General features: G+C 47.0%; 21 protein-coding genes. 10 read left to right on the top strand and 11 right to left on the bottom strand.

The genetic code is table 11. The annotated features are described in order from the left end of the window. Positions 1–66 precede the first annotated feature (66 nt). Positions 67–2850: a sugar-binding domain-containing protein gene (locus FW767_RS07600; RefSeq protein WP_121699449.1), complete on the bottom strand. Its 2784-nt coding sequence runs from the start codon at positions 2848–2850 to the stop codon at positions 67–69. A 202-nt stretch (positions 2851–3052) separates the two neighbouring features. Next, the gene (locus FW767_RS07595) at positions 3053–4906 is read right to left on the bottom strand and encodes a TlpA family protein disulfide reductase (RefSeq protein WP_121699448.1); all 1854 of its coding nucleotides are present in this window, start codon (positions 4904–4906) and stop codon (positions 3053–3055) included. 303 nt (positions 4907–5209) lie between these two features. On the opposite strand from FW767_RS07595, the gene pheS reads away from it, so the two are divergent. From pheS to FW767_RS07570, 5 genes are all read left to right on the top strand, one after another. Next, complete coding sequence (gene pheS, locus FW767_RS07590) at positions 5210–6229, top strand: phenylalanine--tRNA ligase subunit alpha (RefSeq protein WP_121699447.1); 1020 nt, start codon at positions 5210–5212, stop codon at positions 6227–6229. A gap of 2 nt (positions 6230–6231) precedes the next feature. Continuing rightward, complete coding sequence (gene nth, locus FW767_RS07585; RefSeq protein ID WP_121699446.1) at positions 6232–6879, top strand: endonuclease III; 648 nt, start codon at positions 6232–6234, stop codon at positions 6877–6879. Between the two features lie 5 nt (positions 6880–6884). Then, positions 6885–7502, top strand: a complete 618-nt coding sequence (locus FW767_RS07580) for a trimeric intracellular cation channel family protein (protein WP_205523861.1) — start codon at positions 6885–6887, stop codon at positions 7500–7502. A gap of 18 nt (positions 7503–7520) precedes the next feature. Further along, entirely contained in the window at positions 7521–7961 is a 441-nt protein-coding gene (locus tag FW767_RS07575; protein WP_121699444.1) for a GtrA family protein, read from the top strand. A 117-nt stretch (positions 7962–8078) separates the two neighbouring features. After that, the gene (locus FW767_RS07570; protein WP_121699443.1) at positions 8079–8969 is read left to right on the top strand and encodes a CPBP family intramembrane glutamic endopeptidase; all 891 of its coding nucleotides are present in this window, start codon (positions 8079–8081) and stop codon (positions 8967–8969) included. Here the strand turns inward: FW767_RS07570 and lptB are convergent. Together lptB and udk are read right to left on the bottom strand one after the other, a co-directional pair. Further along, complete coding sequence (gene lptB, locus FW767_RS07565) at positions 8941–9678, bottom strand: LPS export ABC transporter ATP-binding protein (RefSeq protein WP_121699457.1); 738 nt, start codon at positions 9676–9678, stop codon at positions 8941–8943. The two genes, FW767_RS07570 and lptB, sit on opposite strands and share 29 nt — an antisense overlap. A 174-nt stretch (positions 9679–9852) precedes the next feature. Next, the gene (gene udk, locus FW767_RS07560) at positions 9853–10473 is read right to left on the bottom strand and encodes a uridine kinase (protein WP_121699442.1); all 621 of its coding nucleotides are present in this window, start codon (positions 10471–10473) and stop codon (positions 9853–9855) included. 137 nt (positions 10474–10610) lie between these two features. Between udk and FW767_RS07555 the strand changes: the two genes are divergently transcribed. After that, positions 10611–11360: an MlaE family ABC transporter permease gene (locus FW767_RS07555; protein ID WP_121699441.1), complete on the top strand. Its 750-nt coding sequence runs from the start codon at positions 10611–10613 to the stop codon at positions 11358–11360. Then, on the top strand, positions 11357–12136 hold the full coding sequence (locus tag FW767_RS07550; RefSeq protein ID WP_121699440.1) for an ABC transporter ATP-binding protein: 780 nt from the start codon (positions 11357–11359) through the stop codon (positions 12134–12136). Before FW767_RS07555 ends, FW767_RS07550 begins: the two co-directional genes overlap by 4 nt. 11 nt (positions 12137–12147) lie before the next feature. Here FW767_RS07550 and rlmB read toward each other — a convergent pair whose 3' ends face one another. The 6 genes from rlmB to dnaN are packed head-to-tail and all read right to left on the bottom strand — an operon-like array spanning position 12148 to position 18605. Then, a complete protein-coding gene (gene rlmB / locus FW767_RS07545; protein WP_121699439.1) occupies positions 12148–12903 on the bottom strand; it encodes a 23S rRNA (guanosine(2251)-2'-O)-methyltransferase RlmB in 756 nt (251 codons plus the stop codon). Between the two features lie 6 nt (positions 12904–12909). After that, positions 12910–14568 (bottom strand): DNA repair protein RecN, encoded by a 1659-nt coding sequence (gene recN / locus FW767_RS07540; protein ID WP_121699438.1) that lies wholly within the window; start codon positions 14566–14568, stop codon positions 12910–12912. Positions 14569–14583: 15 nt separating this feature from the next. After that, positions 14584–15495: a type IX secretion system protein PorD gene (porD, locus tag FW767_RS07535; protein WP_121699437.1), complete on the bottom strand. Its 912-nt coding sequence runs from the start codon at positions 15493–15495 to the stop codon at positions 14584–14586. Further along, a complete protein-coding gene (gene coaBC / locus FW767_RS07530; RefSeq protein WP_121699436.1) occupies positions 15492–16691 on the bottom strand; it encodes a bifunctional phosphopantothenoylcysteine decarboxylase/phosphopantothenate--cysteine ligase CoaBC in 1200 nt (399 codons plus the stop codon). The genes porD and coaBC overlap by 4 nt, the downstream gene beginning before the upstream one ends. A gap of 7 nt (positions 16692–16698) precedes the next feature. Next, positions 16699–17460, bottom strand: a complete 762-nt coding sequence (locus FW767_RS07525; RefSeq protein ID WP_121699435.1) for a 3'-5' exonuclease — start codon at positions 17458–17460, stop codon at positions 16699–16701. 17 nt (positions 17461–17477) lie between these two features. Continuing rightward, complete coding sequence (dnaN, locus tag FW767_RS07520; protein ID WP_121699434.1) at positions 17478–18605, bottom strand: DNA polymerase III subunit beta; 1128 nt, start codon at positions 18603–18605, stop codon at positions 17478–17480. A 282-nt stretch (positions 18606–18887) separates the two neighbouring features. On the opposite strand from dnaN, the gene FW767_RS07515 reads away from it, so the two are divergent. From FW767_RS07515 to FW767_RS07505, 3 genes are read left to right on the top strand one after another with little or no spacing between them, the layout of a single operon-like run. Next, positions 18888–19667: a patatin-like phospholipase family protein gene (locus tag FW767_RS07515; protein WP_205523860.1), complete on the top strand. Its 780-nt coding sequence runs from the start codon at positions 18888–18890 to the stop codon at positions 19665–19667. A 13-nt stretch (positions 19668–19680) separates the two neighbouring features. Continuing rightward, a complete protein-coding gene (locus FW767_RS07510; protein WP_121699432.1) occupies positions 19681–21429 on the top strand; it encodes an alpha-amylase family glycosyl hydrolase in 1749 nt (582 codons plus the stop codon). Positions 21430–21468: 39 nt separating this feature from the next. Further along, positions 21469–22401, top strand: a complete 933-nt coding sequence (locus FW767_RS07505; protein WP_121699431.1) for a ribose-phosphate pyrophosphokinase — start codon at positions 21469–21471, stop codon at positions 22399–22401. A gap of 83 nt (positions 22402–22484) precedes the next feature. On the opposite strand, the gene FW767_RS07500 is transcribed toward FW767_RS07505, so the two are convergent. After that, entirely contained in the window at positions 22485–22814 is a 330-nt protein-coding gene (locus tag FW767_RS07500; RefSeq protein WP_121699430.1) for a hypothetical protein, read from the bottom strand. Positions 22815–22818: the final 4 nt, after the last annotated feature.

Raw genomic sequence — 22818 nt, 5'->3', positions numbered from 1 at the left:
CTAATATATTTAGTTAATAAACTATAAAATGCAGTTTAATATCACCGACAGATCGGTAACGGACCCTTAATCGTATGAAATATTGCGCAGCGTGGATATTGACGCCGAAACTGACGGTTGGGTCAGCAGCGATTGCAAGTCGTCATAGTCTATAGCTGTGGCCGGTGCGAAGTCGGGTGTATTCATATAGTCTATGACCGATTTTATGAACTGCTGTCCTTCGGGCTTGGCCTCAAGTTCTTTAATGTCGGCCATGAGGAGCATGAGCTTGCCTTTTCCTACAGCGAATTCCATCAATAATCCGAGGCGATGGTTGCGCTCCACATTGTCGATCACTTGCACAGCAGGGCGGTAGTCTATGTCGTTGAGCCGGTCAAGTATAAGCGGATAACTGTGTTTCACCACCGTGTACCACTGCCAGTCGCTGTGCTCTTCGGTCGGGTATTGCGAAAGAGCCTTATGTGCGGGGTCGGTAAGTATGCCGAGGGTGCCGGGCGAAACTTCTTTACCAGCGCCTTCGCTTATGGTCTTGAACATGCGATAGTTCCAGTAGTCGGTCTGGAAAAGTCCTCCTACGGTGACGCTGTCGACCAATTCCCGGCTTGGTGCAAGCAGTACTTTGCCTCCTTTGTTCAGGTAGTCGGCCATGGCGTCGTCCGGGTTCACGGTCAACATGACCTCACCCTGCTCATAACTGCGGTCTTTAGGATATATCCATAGAGGATAGCTGTTTACAATCCACTTGTCGGGTATGGAAAGCTGTAATTCGATTTTACGCGCACAGTCGGTTACCGGCAGTTGCACTTTAATTGAGTCTAAGGTAATATAGCCCTGACCGTCGGGCAGCGACGACTGTCCTTGAGCTATGGTCGATTTTCCGTCGACAAGGCGCCAGTTCAGCCGTACTCCTTCAAGTGGATGTCCGCTATAATTGGCTACGGCAAGGCGTGCCACAAAATTGTCACCTTCAACCCAGCAGTAGGAGGGAAATTCGGCAAGCGCCACTATCTCGTCGCATGAACGGCGCCATTGTTCGGGAGTAATGAGGCCTTTGCTATCCATAAATGCGTCAAGTATACCTACAAGAGCGGTTCCTTGTCCGGGATAATCTTTTATGTCAAGTAGTTGGAAGCCGCCCATCGAAGGGGTGCGTAAGTTCATCTCCATATCGGCAAGATAAAGCCGGGCGGCCCATTGTCCTGACGCATTGAAGAAATCACGGGCCTGCGAGGCCATGCCGGCGTCTTCAAGGCGCTTTTTGAACACTGCGAAATTCCTCGGTTCAAGTACTCCGGTATATTTTTTCATTTCGGAATAGTCGGGATATATCTGAAATTGACCTGTCTCGTGCCCTATGACAGGTACGGGTGAACGAAGCACGGCCTCTTCAAAATTTCGTTCCGTACCGGGGTATGTATTGTTTAGATAGCCTCCTTCATCAGCGTCGGCAAACGAGAATGAAGCACGTGCATGGGCCGAGTAGCCGTCACCGCCGCCGACACGGCATGTCACGAAAAAGTCCTGTCCGGGCAGATTGCCTTGCCAACCGAGATATGCATTGGTTCCGTAAGTGTACAGATGCTGACGGTCCATTTCGCGGAAGCGGTTGACGAAGCGTTGCATTACAGGCACTTCTCCCCACAGCTCGTTGCCCAGAGCGAAGAGTACAAACGACGGATGGGAGCTGTACTGACGCTGTATTTCCTCTCCGTCGGCAAGCAGAAAGTCCATAAGTTCTTTCTCCTTGTCATCGAATCCGCCCCATACAGGAAGTTCGGGCTGCAGGTATATACCCTCTATATCGGCGGCTTCGAAGCATGCTTCGGGAGGACACCAAGAGTGAAATCGGACATGATTAAGACCGTACTCCTTTATAGTCTTGAAATATTGACGCCAAGACTCCACATCCATTGGCGCGTAGCCGGTAATAGGAAAGACGCATCCGTCGTGGGTGCCGCGCAGAAAGGTAAGTGTGTCGTTGACATAGAAATGACGGTCTTCGGTACGGAAGTCACGCAGACCTACTTTTACCGAGCGGCTGTCATGACCCGGGATCGATGCCGATACAATGTGCAGTGCTGGATTCCATTCGCTCCACAATTGCGCTGTGTCACCCATTTGTATGGAGGAGTGGTAGACGGCATTGCCTTTAGTAAGCTTCAATTCTTTTCTATGATTTCCCGCCGTAAGTATGAGCGATTGTTTGCTTTTTATAAGCGACGGGTCAGATATATGGGCTGTTATGTTGATTGTGCGCGACTTTGCATCGGGCTCGGTCTTGAGCGATACTATGTTAAGCGGCGATGTGGCCTCAAGATTGATATTGCCCAATATTCCGTTCCAATTGGTCTGAGTGGATTCGGTGCATGCATGTGAGTTTGATTTTATCTGTGACGGTATGCTGTCGCCGTTGTCAACCATGATTATAAGTTTATGACGGCCCGGAGCCATGACCTTGGACAGATCATAGTGGTGAGCGGTCGACAGATAGCTGCATGAGCCGACACGTTTCCCGTCGACCCAGACTGTGGTCGGGCGCGTGCGTTCAAGTGTAAGCGTAATCGACTTGCCACGCCAAGATTTCGGTATGTCTATAGTTTTGGAGTAATAGGCCGGTCCTGCATAGGTGTACTTGCGTGAGAGTTGGGTCGTCTCGGTGTGATTGTCATTTAAATCGCCTTTACGGTTGGTGTCCATCGTACCGGGAAGAAAGACGGAGTCATTTGTCACGCTTTGTGTCAAACCGAAACCCCATTTACCGGACAGGTCCATGGTATTTCTTTGTGCGGCTACGTGTGATAACGAGCCTGCAATTGCTGCTAAAGCAATCAGGTGTTTTAATTTATGCATTTATGTGATTGGTATTTGGTTGTTTAGTACAAAGTTACTAATTGACGTCGTATAATTGTGTCGGATGATGTTAATAAACGGGTAACAATATGTTATTTGAACATCGCATAATGTTTGTATGAGCCGAATATAATGCTTTATACCATAAAAAAGCAACTCCAACGCGGGAGTTGCCATAAAAAAAAGAAGACAGGCGTATAGGTTATTTTGCCACTTCATCAAGAAGAGTCTTTTTGAATGCGGAGTGGTCGCGCAGATCGGGTCGTCCTGTAGCCTTGCCGTTGCGGTCCACAAGTATGTAGTAGGGGATACCGTCGACCTCAAATTGATTGCGGAGCGTATTTATCTGCTCCTCGTTCAGGCGGTAGTGGATGCCGCGTATTTCCTTTATCATAGATATGTATTTGGGCATGGGCGATGACTCATCGGCTATATAGATCCATACGATATCGTCAGATGACAGTTCTTTGTTTTTGGCCGGTTCGTTTTGAGCAATGGCCGAACGGCAGGGACCGCACCACGTGTTCCACAGGTCGACCATTACGACTTTACCTTTGTGAGGGGCTATTATCGCATCGAGGATTTTGGCCGGTGCCACTTCGGGAGTCGGAGTTATCATCGATTGGTCAAGTGACTCGATCAGAGCTTTGCGCGTATTGTTGTGTGCCGCTACTTCGTCAGCCATGGACGGATAAGATTTGCGCAGTTCCGACAGCATGTCATCTGTGGGTTCTGCTCTCTCGGCTATGGCATATGCCCTATTATAGTTATTCAAGGCTTCTATTATGCCGGAATTTATGCCTGCTTCTTTCCAGAAGTCGTAAGTATATGCCAAGTCTATGGCATTGTCGGTCATGACGAGTTTCGGGTTGTTGAAGTCTATAAGGGCTGCTATTCTCTTTATGTTTTCAGGCGACAGTTTGACGTTTATCGAATCAGACGGTATCTTGCCGTTCCAGTCAGGATACTTGGCATAATAATTGGCGGCAAGTACCCAGAACGGGTTTGATGCGGCATATATTAGCTGGGCTTGGAGTGATATGTTGTTGAATTCTTTGTTCATCTGTCCGGAATCCGATGTGTCCACCGAGTCTTTCAGGACGTTGTATTGGTTTATTATATAATCGGTATATTGGTCTCCGTTCATCCGGTAGTCGCCGAAATTGCCCGAATGAAATTGCATGCCGTATTGTTTTAGATCCATGTTGCCGTAATAACCTGTAGAATAATAGAATTTGTAGTCGTCAGGCTGCAGATTGTCGTTATTGTCTCGGACAGCCATGTTCTGCAAGCCCTTTATGTGGGTGTCGACATACAGGTCCATTGTATCGCCGGGCGAAAGCATTGCTCTTCCCGGCGCTATTTTGTAAAGAAACATTTGTGCCGGTCCGGAGAGCGCTACTTTAATCTGTGTATTGCCGAGCGAATCGAGGGTTTGCTGTGCGTCATACTGTCCGTGCATGGTGTTTACAACATAACCGATCTGGTTGCCCATCTCGGGTCGATATCCTGCCATATGAATGTTGACAACCGTTGTGTCAAAGGTAAATTTCGGTTCGGGGAGCGGACCGTCGGCCATCGGCTTGCGTGCGTCTGCCGGTATAAGGGCGGTGTTTATATTGTGGCCGGCTTTTCCTGTAAGATCTATGCCCCAGAGTTGCCATCCGTCATCAGTGCCTTCCGAGAAGTCAATCGACTCGGCAGTTGCGGGTATGGCCGGAAAAGTCATTGTGAAGTGAATTATGCCCGAGTCTGGCATCCATACTTGTTCGTCAAAATCCATTCCGTCGATGCCGGTAGCCGCATAGTCTTTGCCGTCGGCTTTTATTACACTGGTTTTTGCTATACGTACCCAATATTTGGGCTGAAAGTGTATTACTCCATGGAGCACAGTCGCCGAGTCATTAAGCTCTATTTTCTCAATACTGAAATTGTTGGTGTTTGCCGCCGTGATTAACGGTCGTTCAACTGTGCCTCGGTTGTTGGTGCATGCGGTGGCGAGCAGCAGTATTGCGGCTATGGACATTCCGGCTGCTTTAGGTAAAAAGTTGTTCATAAAAATTTGTTATAGGTCAGTAATAACGATGGTTAAGTCGCAGATTGTTATAATAGTTGCAAAATTAACAAATATACTATGCCGATAGCGGATTTTATGAATATAAATGTTTATTTAATGCTATTTTGCGAAATAGAAAATCTGTATTGACAGCCTTAACGGTTTTATTTGTTGGCCGACATAGGATATGCACACGCCTTTGCCGAAGTTAATTTTGCCTTTGCTTGCTGACTCTACACAAAACTTTTTCGGTATGTCAACTTTTATCGCTAACTTTGCTCTGTTAAAGTAACAGAAACAGCTATGTTGGAAAAGATAAATGCTCTTAAAGCTGCCGTTGAGCAACTTACGGCCGCAAATGCTGCCGAAGTGGAGGCGTTAAGGATAAAATACCTAAGTAAAAAAGGCGAAATATCGGAACTGATGAACGATTTCCGCACATTGTCGCCTGAAGACAAGCGTACTTACGGTGCTCCGTTGAATGAGCTCAAGGCATTGGCCACCGATAAGATAAATGCGTTGCGCGAAGCGCTTGACCAGCAGGATACCGAGACCGGACGACTGGACTTCAGCCGCACGGCATCGCCCATAGCACTGGGAACACGTCACCCTCTGTCGATAGTGCGCAACGAGATCGTATCGATATTTTCCCGCCTCGGATTCACCGTAGCCGAAGGACCGGAGATCGAGGACGACTGGCATGTGTTCTCATCACTGAACTTTGCCGCCGACCATCCCGCACGTGACATGCAGGACACATTCTTTATCCAACGTAGTCCAGACGTGCTTCTTCGTACCCATACCTCGAGTGTACAGTCGCGTGTCATGGAGAAGACGCAGCCGCCTATCCGCATCATCTGTCCGGGCCGTGTATACCGCAACGAGGCCATCTCTGCGCGTGCCCACTGCTTCTTCCATCAGGTAGAGGCGTTGTATGTCGACGAGCATGTGTCGTTTGCCGACCTGAAGCAGACTCTGCTTTATTTCGCACAAGAGATGTTTGGCCCTGAAACTAAGATACGTCTGCGTCCGAGTTACTTTCCGTTTACCGAGCCTTCGGCCGAGATGGATATATCATGTAATCTGTGTGGCGGAAAGGGTTGCTCTTTCTGCAAGCATACAGGCTGGGTCGAGATTCTCGGATGCGGTATGGTCGACCCCAATGTCCTTGACGCCTGCGGTATAGATTCAAAGAAGTATTCCGGTTTTGCCCTCGGCATGGGTGTTGAGCGCATAACCAATCTGAAATATCAGGTCAAGGATCTGCGTATGTTCTCTGAAAACGACACACGTTTCCTTGAAGAGTTCACCGCAGCGCACTGATCATGACAATAAAAGAGCGTTATCGCCGTGCTATGGAGTGGTTTCAGACAGCCATTCCGGAAGCGGAGACGGAGTTGCACTATAAGTCGCCGTTCCAGTTGCTTGTGGCCGTTATTCTGTCGGCCCAATGTACCGATAAGCGCGTCAATATGGTGACCCCGCCTCTTTTTGAGGCTTATCCTACCGCTGAGGCTATGTCGACGGCTTCGCTCGATGATATTTACTCATACATAAAGTCGGTCAGCTATCCTAACAATAAGGCGAAGTCTCTGCTTGGAGCTGCGAAGATGCTTGTCGAAGAATATAACGGCGAGGTGCCGTCTGATATCGACAGCCTGATGCGTCTGCCCGGAGTAGGGCGCAAGACGGCCAATGTGATGCTTTCCGTAGTGTGGAACAAGGCCGCTATGGCTGTGGATACCCATGTGTTCAGGGTAAGCGAGCGCATAGGTCTGACCACCGGGAGCAAGACTCCGCTACAGACAGAAAAAGAGCTTTGCCGATACATTCCCGAGGAACTTATTCCCCGTGCCCACCATTGGCTTATACTACACGGCCGATATGTATGCAAGGCACGTCGTCCTGACTGTCTTAACTGCGGTCTTACGCAGGTGTGTCGTTACTATATGCAGGAAAGTAAAAAGGGTTGATGTTTATGAATGCAGAACTGACATTTCTTTTCATAATCGAGGTTATCGGCACAATCGCTTTCGCCATAAGCGGCATACGTATGGCCGCCGCAAAGCATTTCGATTGGTTTGGCGCTTATACGGTAGGGCTTGTTACCGCTATAGGTGGCGGTACACTTCGTGACATACTTCTTGGCATACCTGTATTCTGGATGCAGACATGGTGGTATCTTGCCGTTACCGGACTTTCACTTTTTATAGTGATAGCGTTTAAGAAGATACTGGTAAAGACTCAGATATTGTTTATATTCGACACTATCGGTCTGGGGCTTTTTGTGGTTATAGGCATACAGAAAACCATAGCGGCTGATTATCCTTTCTGGGTAGCGGTCATAATGGGTGTTATAACCGGAGCTCTCGGCGGTGTTATACGTGATATATTGGTTAACAACGAGCCGTTGCTGTTTCAGAAAGACATATATGCCACGGCATGTTTTGCCGGCGGTATAGTATACTGGATAATGTCATTGACAGGTGCATCGCAGCTTGCCCAAGGCCTTGCATGTGCGGCTGTTGTAATACTGATACGCATATTGGCAGTGAGGTTCAGCTGGTCGCTGCCGGTTCTTAACCAGAACGAATAACCGCAAAAACATTAAATTATGACGCAATCATCCATCAATTCTCGTGAGTCAGTCATGCAGTTTGTGAAGTATGCATGTGTGGGTGTGCTTAATACTATTGTCACTCTATGCGTGATATATGTATGCAAATCGCTGCTCGGCGTCAATCCATTGGTGTCAAACGCCATCGGCTATGTATGTGGCGTCATTAATTCTTTTTTGTGGAACAAAAACTGGGTATTCAAGACTTCGGGTCACTATTGCCGCGAGGCAATAAAGTTTCTTGTAGGCTTCTTTGTGTGCTACGGATTGCAGTTGCTTGTGGTATGGCTGCTCAGCTATAAGACTCCGCTGAAGCATTTTGAGCTTGATATCGCCGCTTTCACCTTGTCGGGCTACGGACTGGCCACTCTTTTAGGCAATGTCGTATACACGTTGGTCAATTATATATACAATAAAATCATAACCTTCAGAAGCTGAAACAACGGCTTTCCTATAGAATATAAGGGCGGTATTCAAAACATGTCGGGAATATATGCATACTTATTATGTATGGCCGGAATGTGATTCATTGAAAATATTAGCTAATTTTGCAGTATGAAAAATCAGTATACTGCAGACGCACTTCGTGTGAGCCCGGGAAAAAGCATATTCCTGTTTTTGTGTTGGTGGATATTGTCGACGGTTCTGGCATCGGTCATAATCGGATATATAGGCACGACTACCATAGGACGTATGCGGTGGGCCACACTTGTTCAGGACATATTCATGTTTATCATGCCGGTCGTGCTGACCATGCTTATCGTTGCGCGACAGCCTATGGCATTCACCGGACTGGGCAATCGTGTGACATCGCGTCAGGTATTATGGGTCATATTGATTTCCATATTGGCCATACCGGCCATGAACTGCCTTGTGGCATGGAATGAGAATATACATTTTCCGCAGTCCATGGCCGGACTGGAGAGTGTGTTGCGCGGCAGCGAGGAGCGGGCGAGGGGATTTGTCGATATGCTCATGGGAGGAGACTCCGTAACCGATCTTCTGCTCGGCATACTTATCATGGGGGTGCTTACGGGGTTTGCCGAGGAACTGTTTTTCCGCGGAGGCCTGCAGCCGTTGTTATGTAAATTCATGCACGACAACCATCATGCCGCAATATGGGCTACAGCTGTCATATTCAGTGCCGTTCACCTGCAGTTTTTCGGATTTTTCCCGCGGGTGCTTATGGGTGCGTTTTTCGGCTATCTGTTCTGCTGGAGCGGTTCGCTAAGGCTGTCGGTTTTTGCTCATGCTCTAAACAACAGCCTTGTTGTCATCAATTTCTGGTTAATGAACAAAGGCATCGCTGGCGGTGACATAAACACTTTGGGAAGTCAAGGCAGCACGGTACACATCATCTTGGCTGTAGCAAGTGCGGTAGCTACCGGTGCGGCATTATACTACTTCGCCACAAAAATCAGTCAAACTTCTTGCGGTGGAAAATAAAGCCGCGTCCGAGATACTTTTCTCTTACCGTGGGGTTCTCGGCCAACTCCTCCGATGTGCCCTGAAATAGTATTTTTCCTTCAAAGAGCAGATATGCTCTGTCGGTAATCGACAGTGTCTCCGGAGCGTTATGGTCGGTGATAAGGATACCGATGTTTTTTTCTTTCAGTTTGTAGACGATGTATTGTATGTCCTCTACTGCTATAGGGTCAACTCCGGCAAACGGTTCGTCAAGCATTATGAACTTCGGATTGATGGCAAGACAGCGCGCTATCTCTGTGCGTCGACGTTCGCCTCCCGATAACTGGTCTCCAAGATTTTTGCGTACTTTCTGGAGACGGAATTCCGAAATCAGGCTTTCCAGTTTCTCGCGCTGGTATTCACGTGAGGTATTGGTCATCTCCAGCACTGCCTTGATGTTGTTTTCTACACTCAGCTTACGGAATACCGACGGCTCCTGTGCAAGATAGCCGATACCGTTCTGGGCTCGTTTGTACACAGGATACTTGGTTATGTTGAGGTCGTTAAGAAATATCTCACCTTCATTGGGCGTTATAAGTCCTACAGTCATATAGAACGTGGTCGTCTTTCCTGCACCGTTAGGGCCGAGAAGACCTACAATCTCGCCTTGTTTTACGTTAATGGACACATGATTGGCCACAGTGCGCTTGCCGTATTTCTTGACGAGATTTTCGGTACGCAACACCATGCAACCGTCCTGATACTGCGGGTCGGTGCTGTCGGTAAGGGCGCCGCTTTCATTGTCATGCGGCTCGGGAGGCAGTTGCTCCGCTTTATCTTCTTCAGTTATGCTTAATTTGGGCATGTCTTCGTCTTCAAATTCCCTATTGTCCATTTTTATACTTATTCCCATGGGGCTTGTTTAATGTTTTGCTTTACGAAGCCGGGCTTCGATATAATCGGTAAGCAGATTGATGGCTACAGTGTTGTTACCGCCTTGAGGCACAATCAGATCGGCGTATCGTTTTGACGGAGCTATATACTGCTCGTGCATAGGCTTGAGCACATCCTTATAACGGTCTATCACCATCTGTGGTGTGCGTCCGCGTTCTATGCAGTCGCGTGCTATAACCCGTATGAGCCTTTCATCGTCGTCCGCGTCTACAAATACCTTTACATCCATAGCGTCGCGCAGTTCAGGCTGTGTGAGTACGAGTATGCCTTCTACTATGACCACGTCGCGCGGATTTATGCGTATGGTCTCGGCTTGTCTTGTGCAAGTAAGATAGCTGTATGTAGGCATTTCGATGGATCTGCCGTTTTTAAGCTCGTCGAGATGCTTGCGCAGAAGAGTCCATTCGATTGACGCCGGTTCATCGAAATTGATTTTACATCTTTCTTCTGGGGGTATGTGGCTTGAGTCTTTGTAATAAGAATCCTGAGGCAACACAGCCACTTCTCCCTCGGGAAGGCTTCTTATGATTTTGTTAACCACGGTCGTTTTGCCTGAACCGGTGCCTCCGGCTATACCTATTACCAGCATTTTCTGCGATTGTTTAAGATGTTTAAGACACACAAAGTAAATAAAAAATCCCTTACAAGACAAGAAAAATGGTTAACTTTGCCCTCAATTAATATGTTACATAATATCATTAGCTTTCAAGATTAACTGTTAAAGGCATGATTATAGAATCGTCACTGGAAACTTTCGGCTCATACTGCATCTTCATGCGGAGGGTGTTTGCTCTGCCGCAGAAATGGCGTGTGTTCGGGCGCAAGTTCCTTCTCGAACTGGGAAAACTCGGCATCGACTCGATACCTCTTACCATTGTTATATCTATATTCATCGGTGCGGTTATCTGTATCCAGATGCAACTTAATATGACTTCGCCCGTTATGCCGGCTTATTCGACAGGTCTGGCCACCCGCGACATATTGCTGCTTGAGTTCAGTTCGGCTGTACTGTGTCTTATCTTATCGGGTAAGGTAGGATCAAATATCGCTTCGGAGATAGGTACGATGAGGGTGACCGAGCAGATCGACGCTCTTGAGATCATGGGTATAAACTCGGCCCAGTTTCTTGTACTTCCCAAGATATTGGCGTTTATGGCCTTTATACCGGTGCTGGTGATATTTTCCATTGCCACGGGGCTTTTCGGAGGATGGCTGATAGCCGCGTTTACCGACATGATACCTGTGTCGCGCTATATATACGGTATACAGACCATGTTTGTGGAGTGGTATGTATGGTATACTATAATAAAAGCTCTTGTGTTTTCTGTCATTATAACTTCAGTAGCTTCATTTTACGGATATTATGTAAAGGGTGGGGCGCTCGAGGTCGGCAAGGCATCGACCAATGCCGTTGTGGCCAGTTCCATACTGATTCTTCTTTTTGATGTGATACTAACAAAACTCCTGATGCAATGATAGAGATAAAAGACATAGAGAAGTCATTTGACGGAGTGAAAGTGCTGAAAGGCGTCAGCGCCGTATTCGAGACAGGAAAGACCAATCTTATAATAGGGCAGAGCGGCTCGGGCAAGACTGTACTGATGAAGTCGCTTGTGGGGCTTGTAAGACCAGAACATGGCGAGATATTGTATGATGGTCGTGATTTGCTTAAACTCGACCGAGAGCAATTGCGACACCTGCGCACGGAGATAGGAATGCTGTTTCAAGGCTCGGCTCTTTTTGATTCAGAGACTGTATTGGGCAACGTAGAGTTTCCTATTATGATGTACACGAAGATGACCGATGCCGAGCGCCGCGAGCGTGCCCGGTTCTGTCTCGAACGTGTGGGCCTGAAGGGTGCCGATGATAAATATCCCAGCGAGATATCGGGCGGTATGCAGAAGCGTGTAGCCATAGCCCGCGCGATAGCCCTTAATCCGAAATATCTGTTTTGCGACGAGCCCAATTCAGGCCTTGATCCGAAGACGTCGATACTTATCGACGAGTTGCTGAGCGACATAACTCATGAGTATGGCATTACAACCGTAATCAATACCCATGACATGAACTCAGTGCTTGGCATAGGTGAAAATATTATCTTTATTAACAAGGGATACCGCGAATGGGTAGGGAATAAAGATCTTATTTACGAGACAACAAACGAGGCGTTGAGCAACTTTGTGTTTGCCACAGACCTCTTCCAGAAAGTGAAACAGTATGTTCTGTCACACGGACATCCTATGAAAGGATGATATTTTTCCGGTTAAATTACTTCCATGTCGGCTTCCAGACGTTGTCTTACGACTTCATACATTATGACACCGGCAGCGACCGATACGTTTAGTGAGCTGATATTGCCGAACTGAGGTATGGACACAAACGTGTCGCACAGTTTAAGCGCTTCGGGTGAAATGCCGGTATCTTCCGCTCCCATAACGATAGCCACGGGCACTGTATAGTCGGCTTTTGTATAGTTTATGTCGGCCTTTTCAGAAGCGGCAACAATCCTATAACCGTTATCTTTGAGGAAATGAAGGGCGCCGGTCACGCTACGTTCGCGACATACGGGAAGGTGCAGCAACGCTCCAGCCGAGGTTTTTACGGCATCTCCGCCTACCGATACGCTTCCACGTTGTGGTATGACTATTGCGTCCACTCCGGCACACTCGCATGTACGTGCTATGGCTCCGAAATTTCTTACATCGGTTATGCCGTCGAGTATGACAATAAACGGCAGCATGCCGTCTTCATATAACTGGGGTACTATATGATCAAGTCTATGGTAGGTTACCGCCGATAGAATGGCTATGACTCCTTGATGATTCTTGCGTGTTATTTTATTGAGTTTTTCTACGGGTACGCGTTGAATCAAAATGTCGTTTGCGCGTGCCATATCGAAAAACTCGGCGGCAAGATCACCGTGCATGTCTTTTTTTACAAATATTTTGTCAATCTCTTTTCCGGCCTCTATGGCCTCCATTACGGCTCTCAGGCCGAAGATATAATCGCTTGATTCCATAAACAATTAAATATTTAGCAATGATTTTGCATTGGCTTTCGCCGCATCGTCGACTTTGGATCCGCTCAACATCACAGCCAGTTCTTCTATACGTTCTTCCTGTGACAGACGCCTGATACGCGTATGTGTCGCATGCTCGTCATCCTCTTTATATACTTTGAAGTGGGCGCTGCCTTTTGCCGCAACTTGAGGCAGATGGGTTATGGCCGTCACTTGAATGTTTTGTGCTATATCCTTCATCATAAGGCCCATGCGGTCGGCCACATCGCCGGATACTCCGGTGTCCACTTCGTCAAATATTATTGACGGCAACTGCATCTTGGCTGCGATTATGGCTTTTATCGAAAGCATGAGCCGTGATATCTCTCCGCCGGAGGCAGTGCCGCCGACAGGCATGAGCGGCTGATTTTTGTTGAACGAAAACAGAAATTCGACATTGTCGCATCCGTCGGGAGTCAGTTCGCCGTGGGTTATTTTTACTTTTGTACTAAGATTTTTCATTCCGAGCGGCATGGCACGCTCACGCAGCATGGTTTCGAAATGTTTGGCCTCTTTCTCGCGGCGTACAGATAATTCAAGCGCGAGCTCTTTTGCCGCGTTTTTTGCTCTTCTGGCCTCCTTTTCAAGCTCTTCAACGGTAAACGAGCTATTTTCAAGCTCATCAAGTTTTGTGCGCAGGCTTTCACGAAGCTCGATAAGTTCAGTTATGGAGTTGACGTGATGTTTCTGCTGGAGTGAGTATATGTCGTTTAGACGCTGCTCTATCGCTTCAAGTTCGTCAGGGTCGGCGTGCAATTCCTGATCGTATGATGACAGGGTCTCGGCAATATCCTGTAGCTCTATACGTGCCGACTCAAGCCGCTCGCCGAGAGAATCGGCATCTTCAAGCACACGTGCCAGTTCCTCGCAATACTCCGAAGCATCGCGCAACAGCGACAATGCATTTTCGCGTCCTTCCGACAGAGCTTCAAGCGCACCGCTTAACGTGGATTTTATCTCGGTCATGTTAGACAGTACGTCGCGGTCCTGTTCAAGACGTTCCTGCTCACCCTCTTTCAGCTTCATGGCATCAAGCTGTTCAAGCTGAAAGCGTGTGAAGTCTTCGTCGGTGCGGTTGCGCTCGATCAGTTTTTTTGTTTCATGCAATCGTTTGAGGGCATTGCGGTACACTCTATAGCGCGACGAGTATTCGGCAAGGAGTCCTGTGTTGCCCGCGAGGTTGTCTATTATCTTCAACTGAAATTCAGGCGATGTTATAAGCCGGTTCTGATGCTGAGAGTGTATGTCGACGAGTTGCTGCGCCACATGCGACATCAGGTCAAGCGTGACGGGGGAGTCGTTTATGAATGCGCGTGACCGTCCGTTAGGAGAAATCTCCCTGCGCAGTATACAAGTCGTATCGTCCCATTCGATATCGTTGATAAGACAGTAGTTTTTCAGCGTATCGTAACCGGCCACGTCAAATACCGCCTCGATTACCGATTTTTTACCGGAGTCGCGCACTGCCTTCAAATCGGCGCGCTCGCCAAGTATCAGCGATAGGGCTCCGAGCATGATTGACTTTCCCGCTCCGGTCTCGCCGGTTATGATGTTGAAGCCGTCGTTAAATTCGATATCGACGGAGTCTATAAGTGCGTAGTTGGATATGTGGAGTGTCTTTAACATACGGTTTTGTGCTATTTATTTGTTTACTCCTTGTTTTATCATTGCCATCCGTTGTGTCTCCGAAGGATACACCTTTTCAAGCACGCCGACGGCCTTGTTTCGCTCTTCCTGCCCGGCCCGTGTATACAGGTTGACGAGTTCATCAAGTTTGGCATCTCTGAATATCTCCAGTCCTACCGACACAGGATGTGCCTCATGGACTTTCTGGAGGTGTATAAGCGATGATGTTATGGCGTGGCGTCCTTTATCGGGGCTTAATGCCATTAAATCAAGACCATTGCGGTGATACTCGTACAGGAGGTCGCGTAGTGCCGATGAGTGGGTGTCGGTATAGGCCGACAGCAACGCACTGCGGTTGCGTGTGTCTTCAAAGGCTCTCCATCCGCTTTCGCCCGATGACTGCGCCCGATATACTATATCCTGTGCCTTTTTATAATATGGCTCTCCGCCACGGGGAGAAAAACTGTCGAAATCTATGGCAATTATCAGATAAGCGTAAAAATCAAGTATCGAGGTGAGATTGCCTTCAAACGTGTTTTCTGAAAATACGAGAGGGTCGCCTTCATTGTACTTGAAGTTTATTTTATTATCCTTGAAGTTAATCAGGGTGGTTGTATACACGCTGTTATATACGGGTCTTGATGACTGTATCTGAAGAGTGCCGCTCATTTCTGGCGGTTCGTAACCTGTTATGGTGAAGAAAAAAGTGCAGTCTATTCTTTCGTTTGTCGAGATTGAGGCGTCGGTGCGCTTACGCGTGTTCAGATAGTCTGATATGGCATCTTCAAGAGTGGCGAATACGGCAACGCCGGTACCTTGCACTTGCGACCGATCCACAGTGACACGGCAATTCAACTCCTGCGCTTCGATGTAAGAAGCTGTCAAGAGTAAAAAGAATAAAGCCGTGACCGTGTGTGCTGTCATCATAAAGAAATGATGGCGTTTATTATATCTGCCGCAACATCACGCTTGCTTTTGGTGTCATAAGGCATTGTCTGACCGTCGGAAGTGAAGATGGTGACCTTGTTTGTGTCGGTTCCAAACCCTGCGCCTTTGTCCCGTAATGAGTTAAGCACTATCATATCGAGATTTTTTGATGCAAGTTTTGTATGGGCGTTAGTTTCTTCATGATCGGTTTCAAGAGCAAATCCTACAAGTATCTGTCCTGCCTTTTTCTTTGCACCGAGAGTCTTCGCTATATCCGGATTTTTTTTGAGTTCGATAACCGGTGCCTCATGCCCCTCACGTTTTATTTTGGTGCCGGCACAATGAACAGGAGCATAATCGGCTACCGCCGCGCACATTATGGCTATATCGCATGAATCGAAGTCCTTTTCACATGCCTCAAGCATTTCGCGTGCCGACTCCACTGATATTATTTTAATCGACTGATGCTTCGCTTTCAGATCTACAGGACCGCTTACCAAGACTACCTCCGCGCCTCTTGACGCAGCTTCCTCCGCAATTGCGTAACCCATTTTGCCGGTGCTGTAATTGCCGATGAAGCGTACGGGATCGATGCGCTCGTATGTGGGGCCTGCTGTAATGAGTACTTTTCGTCCTTTAAGGTCGTCTGCTTTAGCAAAGTGCTTTTCAAGGACTTCAAGTATATTTTCCGGCTCTTCCATGCGCCCCTTTCCGATAAGATGGCTTGCGAGCTCACCGGAAGCCGGCTCTATTATCGTGTTGCCATAAGAACGCAACAGCTCGAGATTATGCCGGGTAGTTGGGTGTGCAAACATGTCGAGGTCCATGGCCGGTGCTACGAATACCGGAGCTTTGGCCGACAGATATGTGGTGACAAGTATATTGTCGGCTACGCCTGTAGCCATTTTCGCGATGGTCGATGCCGTGGCGGGTGCTATGACCATGGCGTCAGCCCACAGTCCGAGATCGACATGGCTGTGCCATTCACCTGTGTTGGCGGTGAAGAACTCGCTTACAACCGGTTTGCCGCTTAATGCCGACAGAGTCACAGGAGTGATAAACTCTTTTGCCGACGGAGTCATGACTACCTGTACTTCGGCTCCGGCTTTTATCATCAGACGCAGAAGCACTGCCGATTTGTATGCAGCTATTCCTCCTGTTATGCCAAGAATTATATGTTTGCCGTTTAACATGATTATATAGTTATTTCATGCGCATTCTTATGCGTGTAATGACCTGTTTGGTGTTTTCGGCAAATTCGCCTTGCATCATCCAGCTGTAATATCCGGGATCACGTCGAAATACTTTTTCTACCTCTTCACCTTTATATTTACCGAAGTTAAATACCTCCTTGTCTTCATTGTTGAAGATTATGCGGCCCATAAGATCGGCATTTTTGTTATGACATGAAAATTCAGAGAGGTAAGCTATGTCGTTCTTGAGCGAGGGATAACGGTCGAGTTGAGCTTTCAGCACTTCGTATGTGGCTCTTGTGTCGGCGTTGGCCGAGTGAGCTTCTTCAAGGTCTTTCCCGCAATAAAATTTGTAGGCGGCCACGAGAGTGCGCTGTTCCATCTTATGGAATATGTTCTGTACATCAATAAATTTATGACGGGCGAGATCGATATCCACTCCTGCAAGCGAGAATTCCTGCATAAGCAGAGGCACATCGAAGCGATTGGAGTTGAAGCCGGCTATGTCACAGCCGAGAAATACCTTGGCGAGGTCTTGCGCCACCTGCTTGAACGTAGGGCATTCTTTTACATCTTCATCAGTGATATGATGCACGGCTGTAGCTTCGGCCGGAATGGGTATTCCCGGATTGATACGCAGTGTACGCTCGGTTTCGGCGCCGGAGGGCATTACCTTAATATATGATATTTCTACTATTTTATCGCGTAATATGTTGGTGCCTGTAGTTTCGAGGTCGAAGAATACTATAGGGTTTCTCAGATTGAGTTCCATTAAATATAATACTTTAATTAGAAGTCGGTGACGGTCATGGGCATGAGCAGCATGAGCAGGTTGTCGCCCTCTTTTTCATCGGAGGGGACAAATACTCCGGGACGGCTCGGATCGGAAAGTTTTATGATAAGTTCGTCAGTTGATATGGTGCTTGAAATCTCGATAAGATAAGGAGCGCTGAAGCCTATGATCATATCATTGCCGGTGAAGTCGCAAGCTACTTCCTCGCGTGCCGACGTGCAGAAGTTATTGTCGGTGGCGCGTAGTATCATCTTGTCTTTCTCAATCTTGAATTTCACAAGGCCGTGGCCTTGGTCTACAAATACTCCAACACGACGCACCGCATTAAGGAATGAATGGCGGTCAACCGTGACTACATAAGGATTATTGGTAGGTATAACGCGGTTGTAGTCGGGGAAAGAACCTTTTATGAAGCGGCAGTTGAACTTGAACGAAGCACTTTCGAATGTAGCGCTTTTGGGCGATACCGTAATCTTGATTTCAGCTTCTTTTGCAAATACGTTTTTGATGACGGTTGCCGGTTTTACCGGAAGTATGAACGACCCTTCATATCCCGGGGCTTTAGCGTTGTTGGAGTAACGGACGAGTTTGCGTGTATCGGTGGCCACAAATGTTATGGCATCGTCTTTTATGTCCCATAGTATACCCATCATCTGCGGACGAAGGTCATCGTTGCCGACGGCAAATAAAGTGTTGTCGATACCTTTTATCAACTGGTCGGTGGGGTAATTGAACGAGAACGCGCTTTCGTCATCGGTATTCTCATTGGACGGGTATTCGTTTCCGTTAAGTGCAATGAAACTGTAGTTACCGTTGTTGTATTTGATTTCTACCGACAGATTGTTGTCGTCTATTATGAACTCTATGCCTTGATCAGGCATCTCCTTGAGCAGATCCACGATGCGGCGTGCGTCGATACAGAATTTTCCCGAGCCCTCTCCGTCCATCACGGTAAGACTTGCCACAAGTGTGTTTTCAAGGTCGGAAGCCGTGATAGTCAGAAGATTGTCATTTAGCTCAAACAGGAAGTTGTTGAGTACGGTAAGGGCGTTTTTGGAGTTAATCACTTTGCTGACAGCCGAAACGTAGCTGTATAGCGTCTTACTGGAGACATTGAACTTCATAACTATATTGGTTTTATTGTTGTCATTTAACCTACAAAAATAGTACTTTTACCCAACATAGTCCTAATTTTTAAGAGGGAAATATCGGCCGCTTTTTCAAAAACACGTATACTTGGCGGGTTAAGGCTTATATAGCAGTAAGATAAAAGGGGCGACATATTGTTTTGAACGGTGTCGCTGACTTCGTATGGGCGGCAATTTGTGAAAAAGTTGTGTCGGTCATCTTATATTATAGGGAAAATGTTATAATTTTGTGTTATAAATAAAAACACTCTTTTAATATTGGCTAAAAATAAACCATATAAGATAGGGTTGGCCCTCAGCGGCGGAGGTGCCCGCGGATTCGCGCATCTTGGTGCCTTGTATGCATTGGATGAGCTTGGTGTCAAGCCCGACATCATAGCCGGTGTAAGTGCCGGGTCCATCGCGGCGGCCATGTATGGGTCAGGACTTGCTCCGCTTGAAATAATGAAGCTGTTTTACAATAATAAATTTTCAGACTTCTGCGAAATAAGTGTGCCGAAGGACGGATTTTTCAAAATGAACGGCTTTAAGTCATTTCTGCGCAAAAGTCTTGCGGTTGAGCGCCTTGAAGACTGTAAGATGCCTACTGTGATATGTGCTACCGATCTTGACCACTGTGTTCCGGTACAATGGCGCGAGGGCATTATTGCCGATCGGGTCATGGCCTCGTGTGCCATGCCTATAGTATTTAAGCCTGTAAGGATCGACGGGGCCAATTATGTTGACGGAGGAGTACTTCATAATCTTCCGTCATGGGCTATCAGGGATGAATGTGAATATCTGATCGGAGTCAATGTGAGCCCCTTGGTAAAAGGCAAGGCGTATAACGGTACTATAATCGATGTGGCTCAGCGTACTTATCATCTGATGGCCCGCACCAACGCCGTAGGTGATATAAAATTGTGCGATCTTGTGGTGTCGACCGAGGCTATTGCCGACCTGAAGGTATTCAATCTTCATGAAAAGGAACGAGTGTTTAAAAGTGGATATAAATGTGCGAAAGAGGCCTTGTTGAAATCGGGGCTCGTTAATGTTTGAATGACAAGTTGATATGAACAATGGAAAACCGGTAATTTACCAGATGTTGCCGAGGCTGTTTGCCAACAGGAATCAGAACTGCGTGCCTAACGGTACGATTGAGCAGAACGGCTCGGGAAAAATGAATGACATAACTTCCAAGGTCCTTAGAAAGATAAAGGACCTCGGGATAACTCATATATGGTATACGGGAATTATAGAGCATTCGGTGCAGACCGATTATTCGCGTTACGGCATAGCCCGCGACAACAAACATGTAGTAAAGGGTAAGGCGGGTTCGCCTTATGCGATAAAGGACTACTATGATGTAGATCCCGACATAGCGGTCGATGTCAATCGACGCATGGAGGAATTCGAGGCGCTTCTTGTCAGAACGCATGATACCGGCATGAGGGTGATAGTCGACTTTGTGCCAAATCATGTGTCGCGACAGTATATATCCGATGCAAAACCACGCGGTGTGGTGGATTTCGGAGTTGGTGACAACCGAAATCGCTTCTTTGACCGTGACAATAACTTCTATTACATACCTCACCAGCTTTTTGCTCCGTCAATTGATCTTGGGCAGGGCAATGACGCTTATGTCGAATTTCCTGCAAAGGCATCGGGTAATGATTGCTTTACCGCTTTCCCTTCACCCTATGACTGGTATGAAACGGTGAAATTGAATTACGGAATAGATTACGGTGACGGTTCTAAGCACTTCTATCCGATACCCAAGACATGGTTTCAGATGCTTGATATACTGCGTTATTGGGCCGAGAAAGGTGTTGACGGTTTCCGCTGCGATATGGCCCATATGGTGCCTATTGAATTCTGGCAGTGGGCTATACCCAATATAAAAGAGCGTTATCCGCATATCATATTTATAGCGGAGATATATGATGTGGCATTGTACCGCGACTTTATTAATCGCGGAGGTTTTGATTATCTTTATGATAAGGTGAATCTTTATGATACTCTTCGTGGCATACAGTGTCATAATGTTTCGGCCGCTCAGCTCACTCACTGCTGGCAGACTGTTGACGGCATAGGTGAGCATATGCTTAACTTTCTTGAGAATCATGATGAGCAGCGTTTCGGCTCAAAATTTTACGCCGGTGACCCGAGTCTTGTCATACCTTCGCTTGTCGTAAGTGCGTTTATCAGTACCGGTCCTATGATGATATATGCCGGTCAGGAATTGGGAGAGCAGGCTCTTGATGCCGAGGGCTACAGCGGATATGACGGTCGCACGACTATATTTGATTACTGGAGTGTGCCCACACTAAGACGGTGGTTCAATGACGGCAAGTGCGACAATGAGTTGCTTGATGGTCGTGAGATATGGTTACGTGAAAAGTATATCGCTATTTTGCGTCTATGCAATAGTGAGAAAGCAATTGCGCGCGGGCGTTTCTTCGACCTTATGTATGTCAACTACGACAATCCTACTCTGAATCCGCATCGTCAGTATGTGTTTCTGAGAAGTTGCGATGACGAGACATTGATTGTCGCCGTTAATTTCAGCTCCGAATCATGCAGCCTGAAAATAAACATTCCCCGGCATGCATTTGACGTTCTCAGCATTCCTGAAGGCGATTGCGTAGCTACTGAGTTGCTGTCCAAAGACATGATGAGGAAAAATATTTCGTCGGAAAAGACTTTTGATACCGAAATCGGCCCTAATGATGCTGTCGTATGGAAGATAAAGCATAAAAATGTCATTGATGATGATAAAAAATCCTCGGGCAATAGGGGAAATAACAGTAAAAAACGATAAATTTGCAGCAAAATTCCAATCTAAAAATTTTCTTGAGTAATGTTACCTCCATTTAAGGTCTTTGCCGGCACAAAGTCAGAATACATGGCAAAAGAGATTTGCAAGGATCTCGGTGTTGAACTCGGTAAAATGAATATTCTGCATTTTGCCGACGGCGAGTTTGAAGTGTCGTTTGAAGAATCAATCCGTGGATGTGAAGTTTTTCTTGTACAGTCCACTTTCCCTGACAGCGACAATCTCATGGAGTTGCTGCTTATGATTGATGCGGCCAAGCGTGCTTCGGCTGCTTCTATAATTGCAGTGATGCCATATTTCGGCTGGGCCCGTCAGGACCGCAAGGATAAGCCCCGTGTGTCTATCGCCGCAAAATTGGTGGCTGACCTGCTTAGCACCGCTGGAGTTGACCGTGTGATATGCATGGATTTGCATGCCGACCAGATACAGGGCTTCTTCAATGTTCCTGTCGATCATCTTTATGCCTCTTCGGTGTTTATACCGTATATAGAATCGCTTCATCTTAATGATATGGTTATAGCCACTCCTGATGTGGGAGGAGCCAAGAGAGCCAACAATTATGCCAAATACTTTGATGTGCCTTTGGTACTCTGTCACAAGCAGCGGGCCAAGGCTAACGTAGTGGCTTCGATGACGGTGATCGGTGACGTCAAGGATAAAAACGTTATACTGATCGATGATATGGTCGATACGGCCGGTACGATTACCAAAGCTGCCGATCTTATGATGTCGGAGGGCGCCAAGAGTGTCAGGGCATTGTGCTCTCACGCTATAATGAGTGATCCGGCAAGTGACCGTGTAAACGATTCTTCAATAGAGGAAATGATATTTACCAATAGTATTCCCTATACCGGTTCTTGCCGCAAGTGCACTATATTGTCGGTAGCTCGTCTGTTTGCCGATACTATACGTCGTGTACACGAGAATCAGTCGATATCTTCGCAATATCTGATTTGACAATAAATCGGTTCAAATGACTGAAAGAGCATGGATGCCAAGCATCCATGCTCTTTATTTATGACAGACAGAGGCTTATGCTTCTACGGTTCCATAAGCCAGCGCTTTACCTTTGGCGCCACAAAACTGATGGCAATAAAGAAGCCTGTGACTGTAAGGGCCGTGTATGATATTATGTCTTGCATTGTTATGGTTGCCGCCTCTTTAAGATCACGACAAAATATAGCCCAATAGATTACAAGCCCCACAATGGCTATGGCGTATGAGAGGTATTCTATCCAAGAAAATACTTTGAATTCTTTTTCTGGCAGTCTGTTCATGACTTTACGCGTGAACCATGGATTTTCGGGAGCTTGCGGAAGCTCTTTCTTAAACAATTGCTTCAATTCCGTGTCATCGATATTTTTTATCATATAT

The organism is Heminiphilus faecis (assembly GCF_008728965.1).
Taxonomy (GTDB): Bacteria; Bacteroidota; Bacteroidia; order Bacteroidales; family Muribaculaceae; genus Muribaculum; species Muribaculum faecis.
The sequence above is the reverse complement of the archived record's forward strand: the minus strand, read 5'-3'. Positions and strand labels throughout refer to the sequence as shown.

What these genes read in the sequence shown, in the direction of transcription:
- FW767_RS07600 (WP_121699449.1), bottom strand. Translation starts at nt 2,850, where the DNA reads ATGCATAAATTAAAACACCTGATTGCTTTAGCAGCAATTGCAGGCTCG.
- FW767_RS07595 (WP_121699448.1), bottom strand. Translation starts at nt 4,906, where the DNA reads ATGAACAACTTTTTACCTAAAGCAGCCGGAATGTCCATAGCCGCAATA.
- pheS (WP_121699447.1), top strand. Translation starts at nt 5,210, where the DNA reads ATGTTGGAAAAGATAAATGCTCTTAAAGCTGCCGTTGAGCAACTTACG.
- nth (WP_121699446.1), top strand. Translation starts at nt 6,232, where the DNA reads ATGACAATAAAAGAGCGTTATCGCCGTGCTATGGAGTGGTTTCAGACA.
- FW767_RS07580 (WP_205523861.1), top strand. Translation starts at nt 6,885, where the DNA reads ATGAATGCAGAACTGACATTTCTTTTCATAATCGAGGTTATCGGCACA.
- FW767_RS07575 (WP_121699444.1), top strand. Translation starts at nt 7,521, where the DNA reads ATGACGCAATCATCCATCAATTCTCGTGAGTCAGTCATGCAGTTTGTG.
- FW767_RS07570 (WP_121699443.1), top strand. Translation starts at nt 8,079, where the DNA reads ATGAAAAATCAGTATACTGCAGACGCACTTCGTGTGAGCCCGGGAAAA.
- lptB (WP_121699457.1), bottom strand. Translation starts at nt 9,678, where the DNA reads ATGGTGTTGCGTACCGAAAATCTCGTCAAGAAATACGGCAAGCGCACT.
- udk (WP_121699442.1), bottom strand. Translation starts at nt 10,473, where the DNA reads ATGCTGGTAATAGGTATAGCCGGAGGCACCGGTTCAGGCAAAACGACC.
- FW767_RS07555 (WP_121699441.1), top strand. Translation starts at nt 10,611, where the DNA reads ATGATTATAGAATCGTCACTGGAAACTTTCGGCTCATACTGCATCTTC.
- FW767_RS07550 (WP_121699440.1), top strand. Translation starts at nt 11,357, where the DNA reads ATGATAGAGATAAAAGACATAGAGAAGTCATTTGACGGAGTGAAAGTG.
- rlmB (WP_121699439.1), bottom strand. Translation starts at nt 12,903, where the DNA reads ATGGAATCAAGCGATTATATCTTCGGCCTGAGAGCCGTAATGGAGGCC.
- recN (WP_121699438.1), bottom strand. Translation starts at nt 14,568, where the DNA reads ATGTTAAAGACACTCCACATATCCAACTACGCACTTATAGACTCCGTC.
- porD (WP_121699437.1), bottom strand. Translation starts at nt 15,495, where the DNA reads ATGATGACAGCACACACGGTCACGGCTTTATTCTTTTTACTCTTGACA.
- FW767_RS07525 (WP_121699435.1), bottom strand. Translation starts at nt 17,460, where the DNA reads ATGGAACTCAATCTGAGAAACCCTATAGTATTCTTCGACCTCGAAACT.
- dnaN (WP_121699434.1), bottom strand. Translation starts at nt 18,605, where the DNA reads ATGAAGTTCAATGTCTCCAGTAAGACGCTATACAGCTACGTTTCGGCT.
- FW767_RS07510 (WP_121699432.1), top strand. Translation starts at nt 19,681, where the DNA reads ATGAACAATGGAAAACCGGTAATTTACCAGATGTTGCCGAGGCTGTTT.
- FW767_RS07505 (WP_121699431.1), top strand. Translation starts at nt 21,469, where the DNA reads ATGTTACCTCCATTTAAGGTCTTTGCCGGCACAAAGTCAGAATACATG.
- FW767_RS07500 (WP_121699430.1), bottom strand. Translation starts at nt 22,814, where the DNA reads ATGATAAAAAATATCGATGACACGGAATTGAAGCAATTGTTTAAGAAA.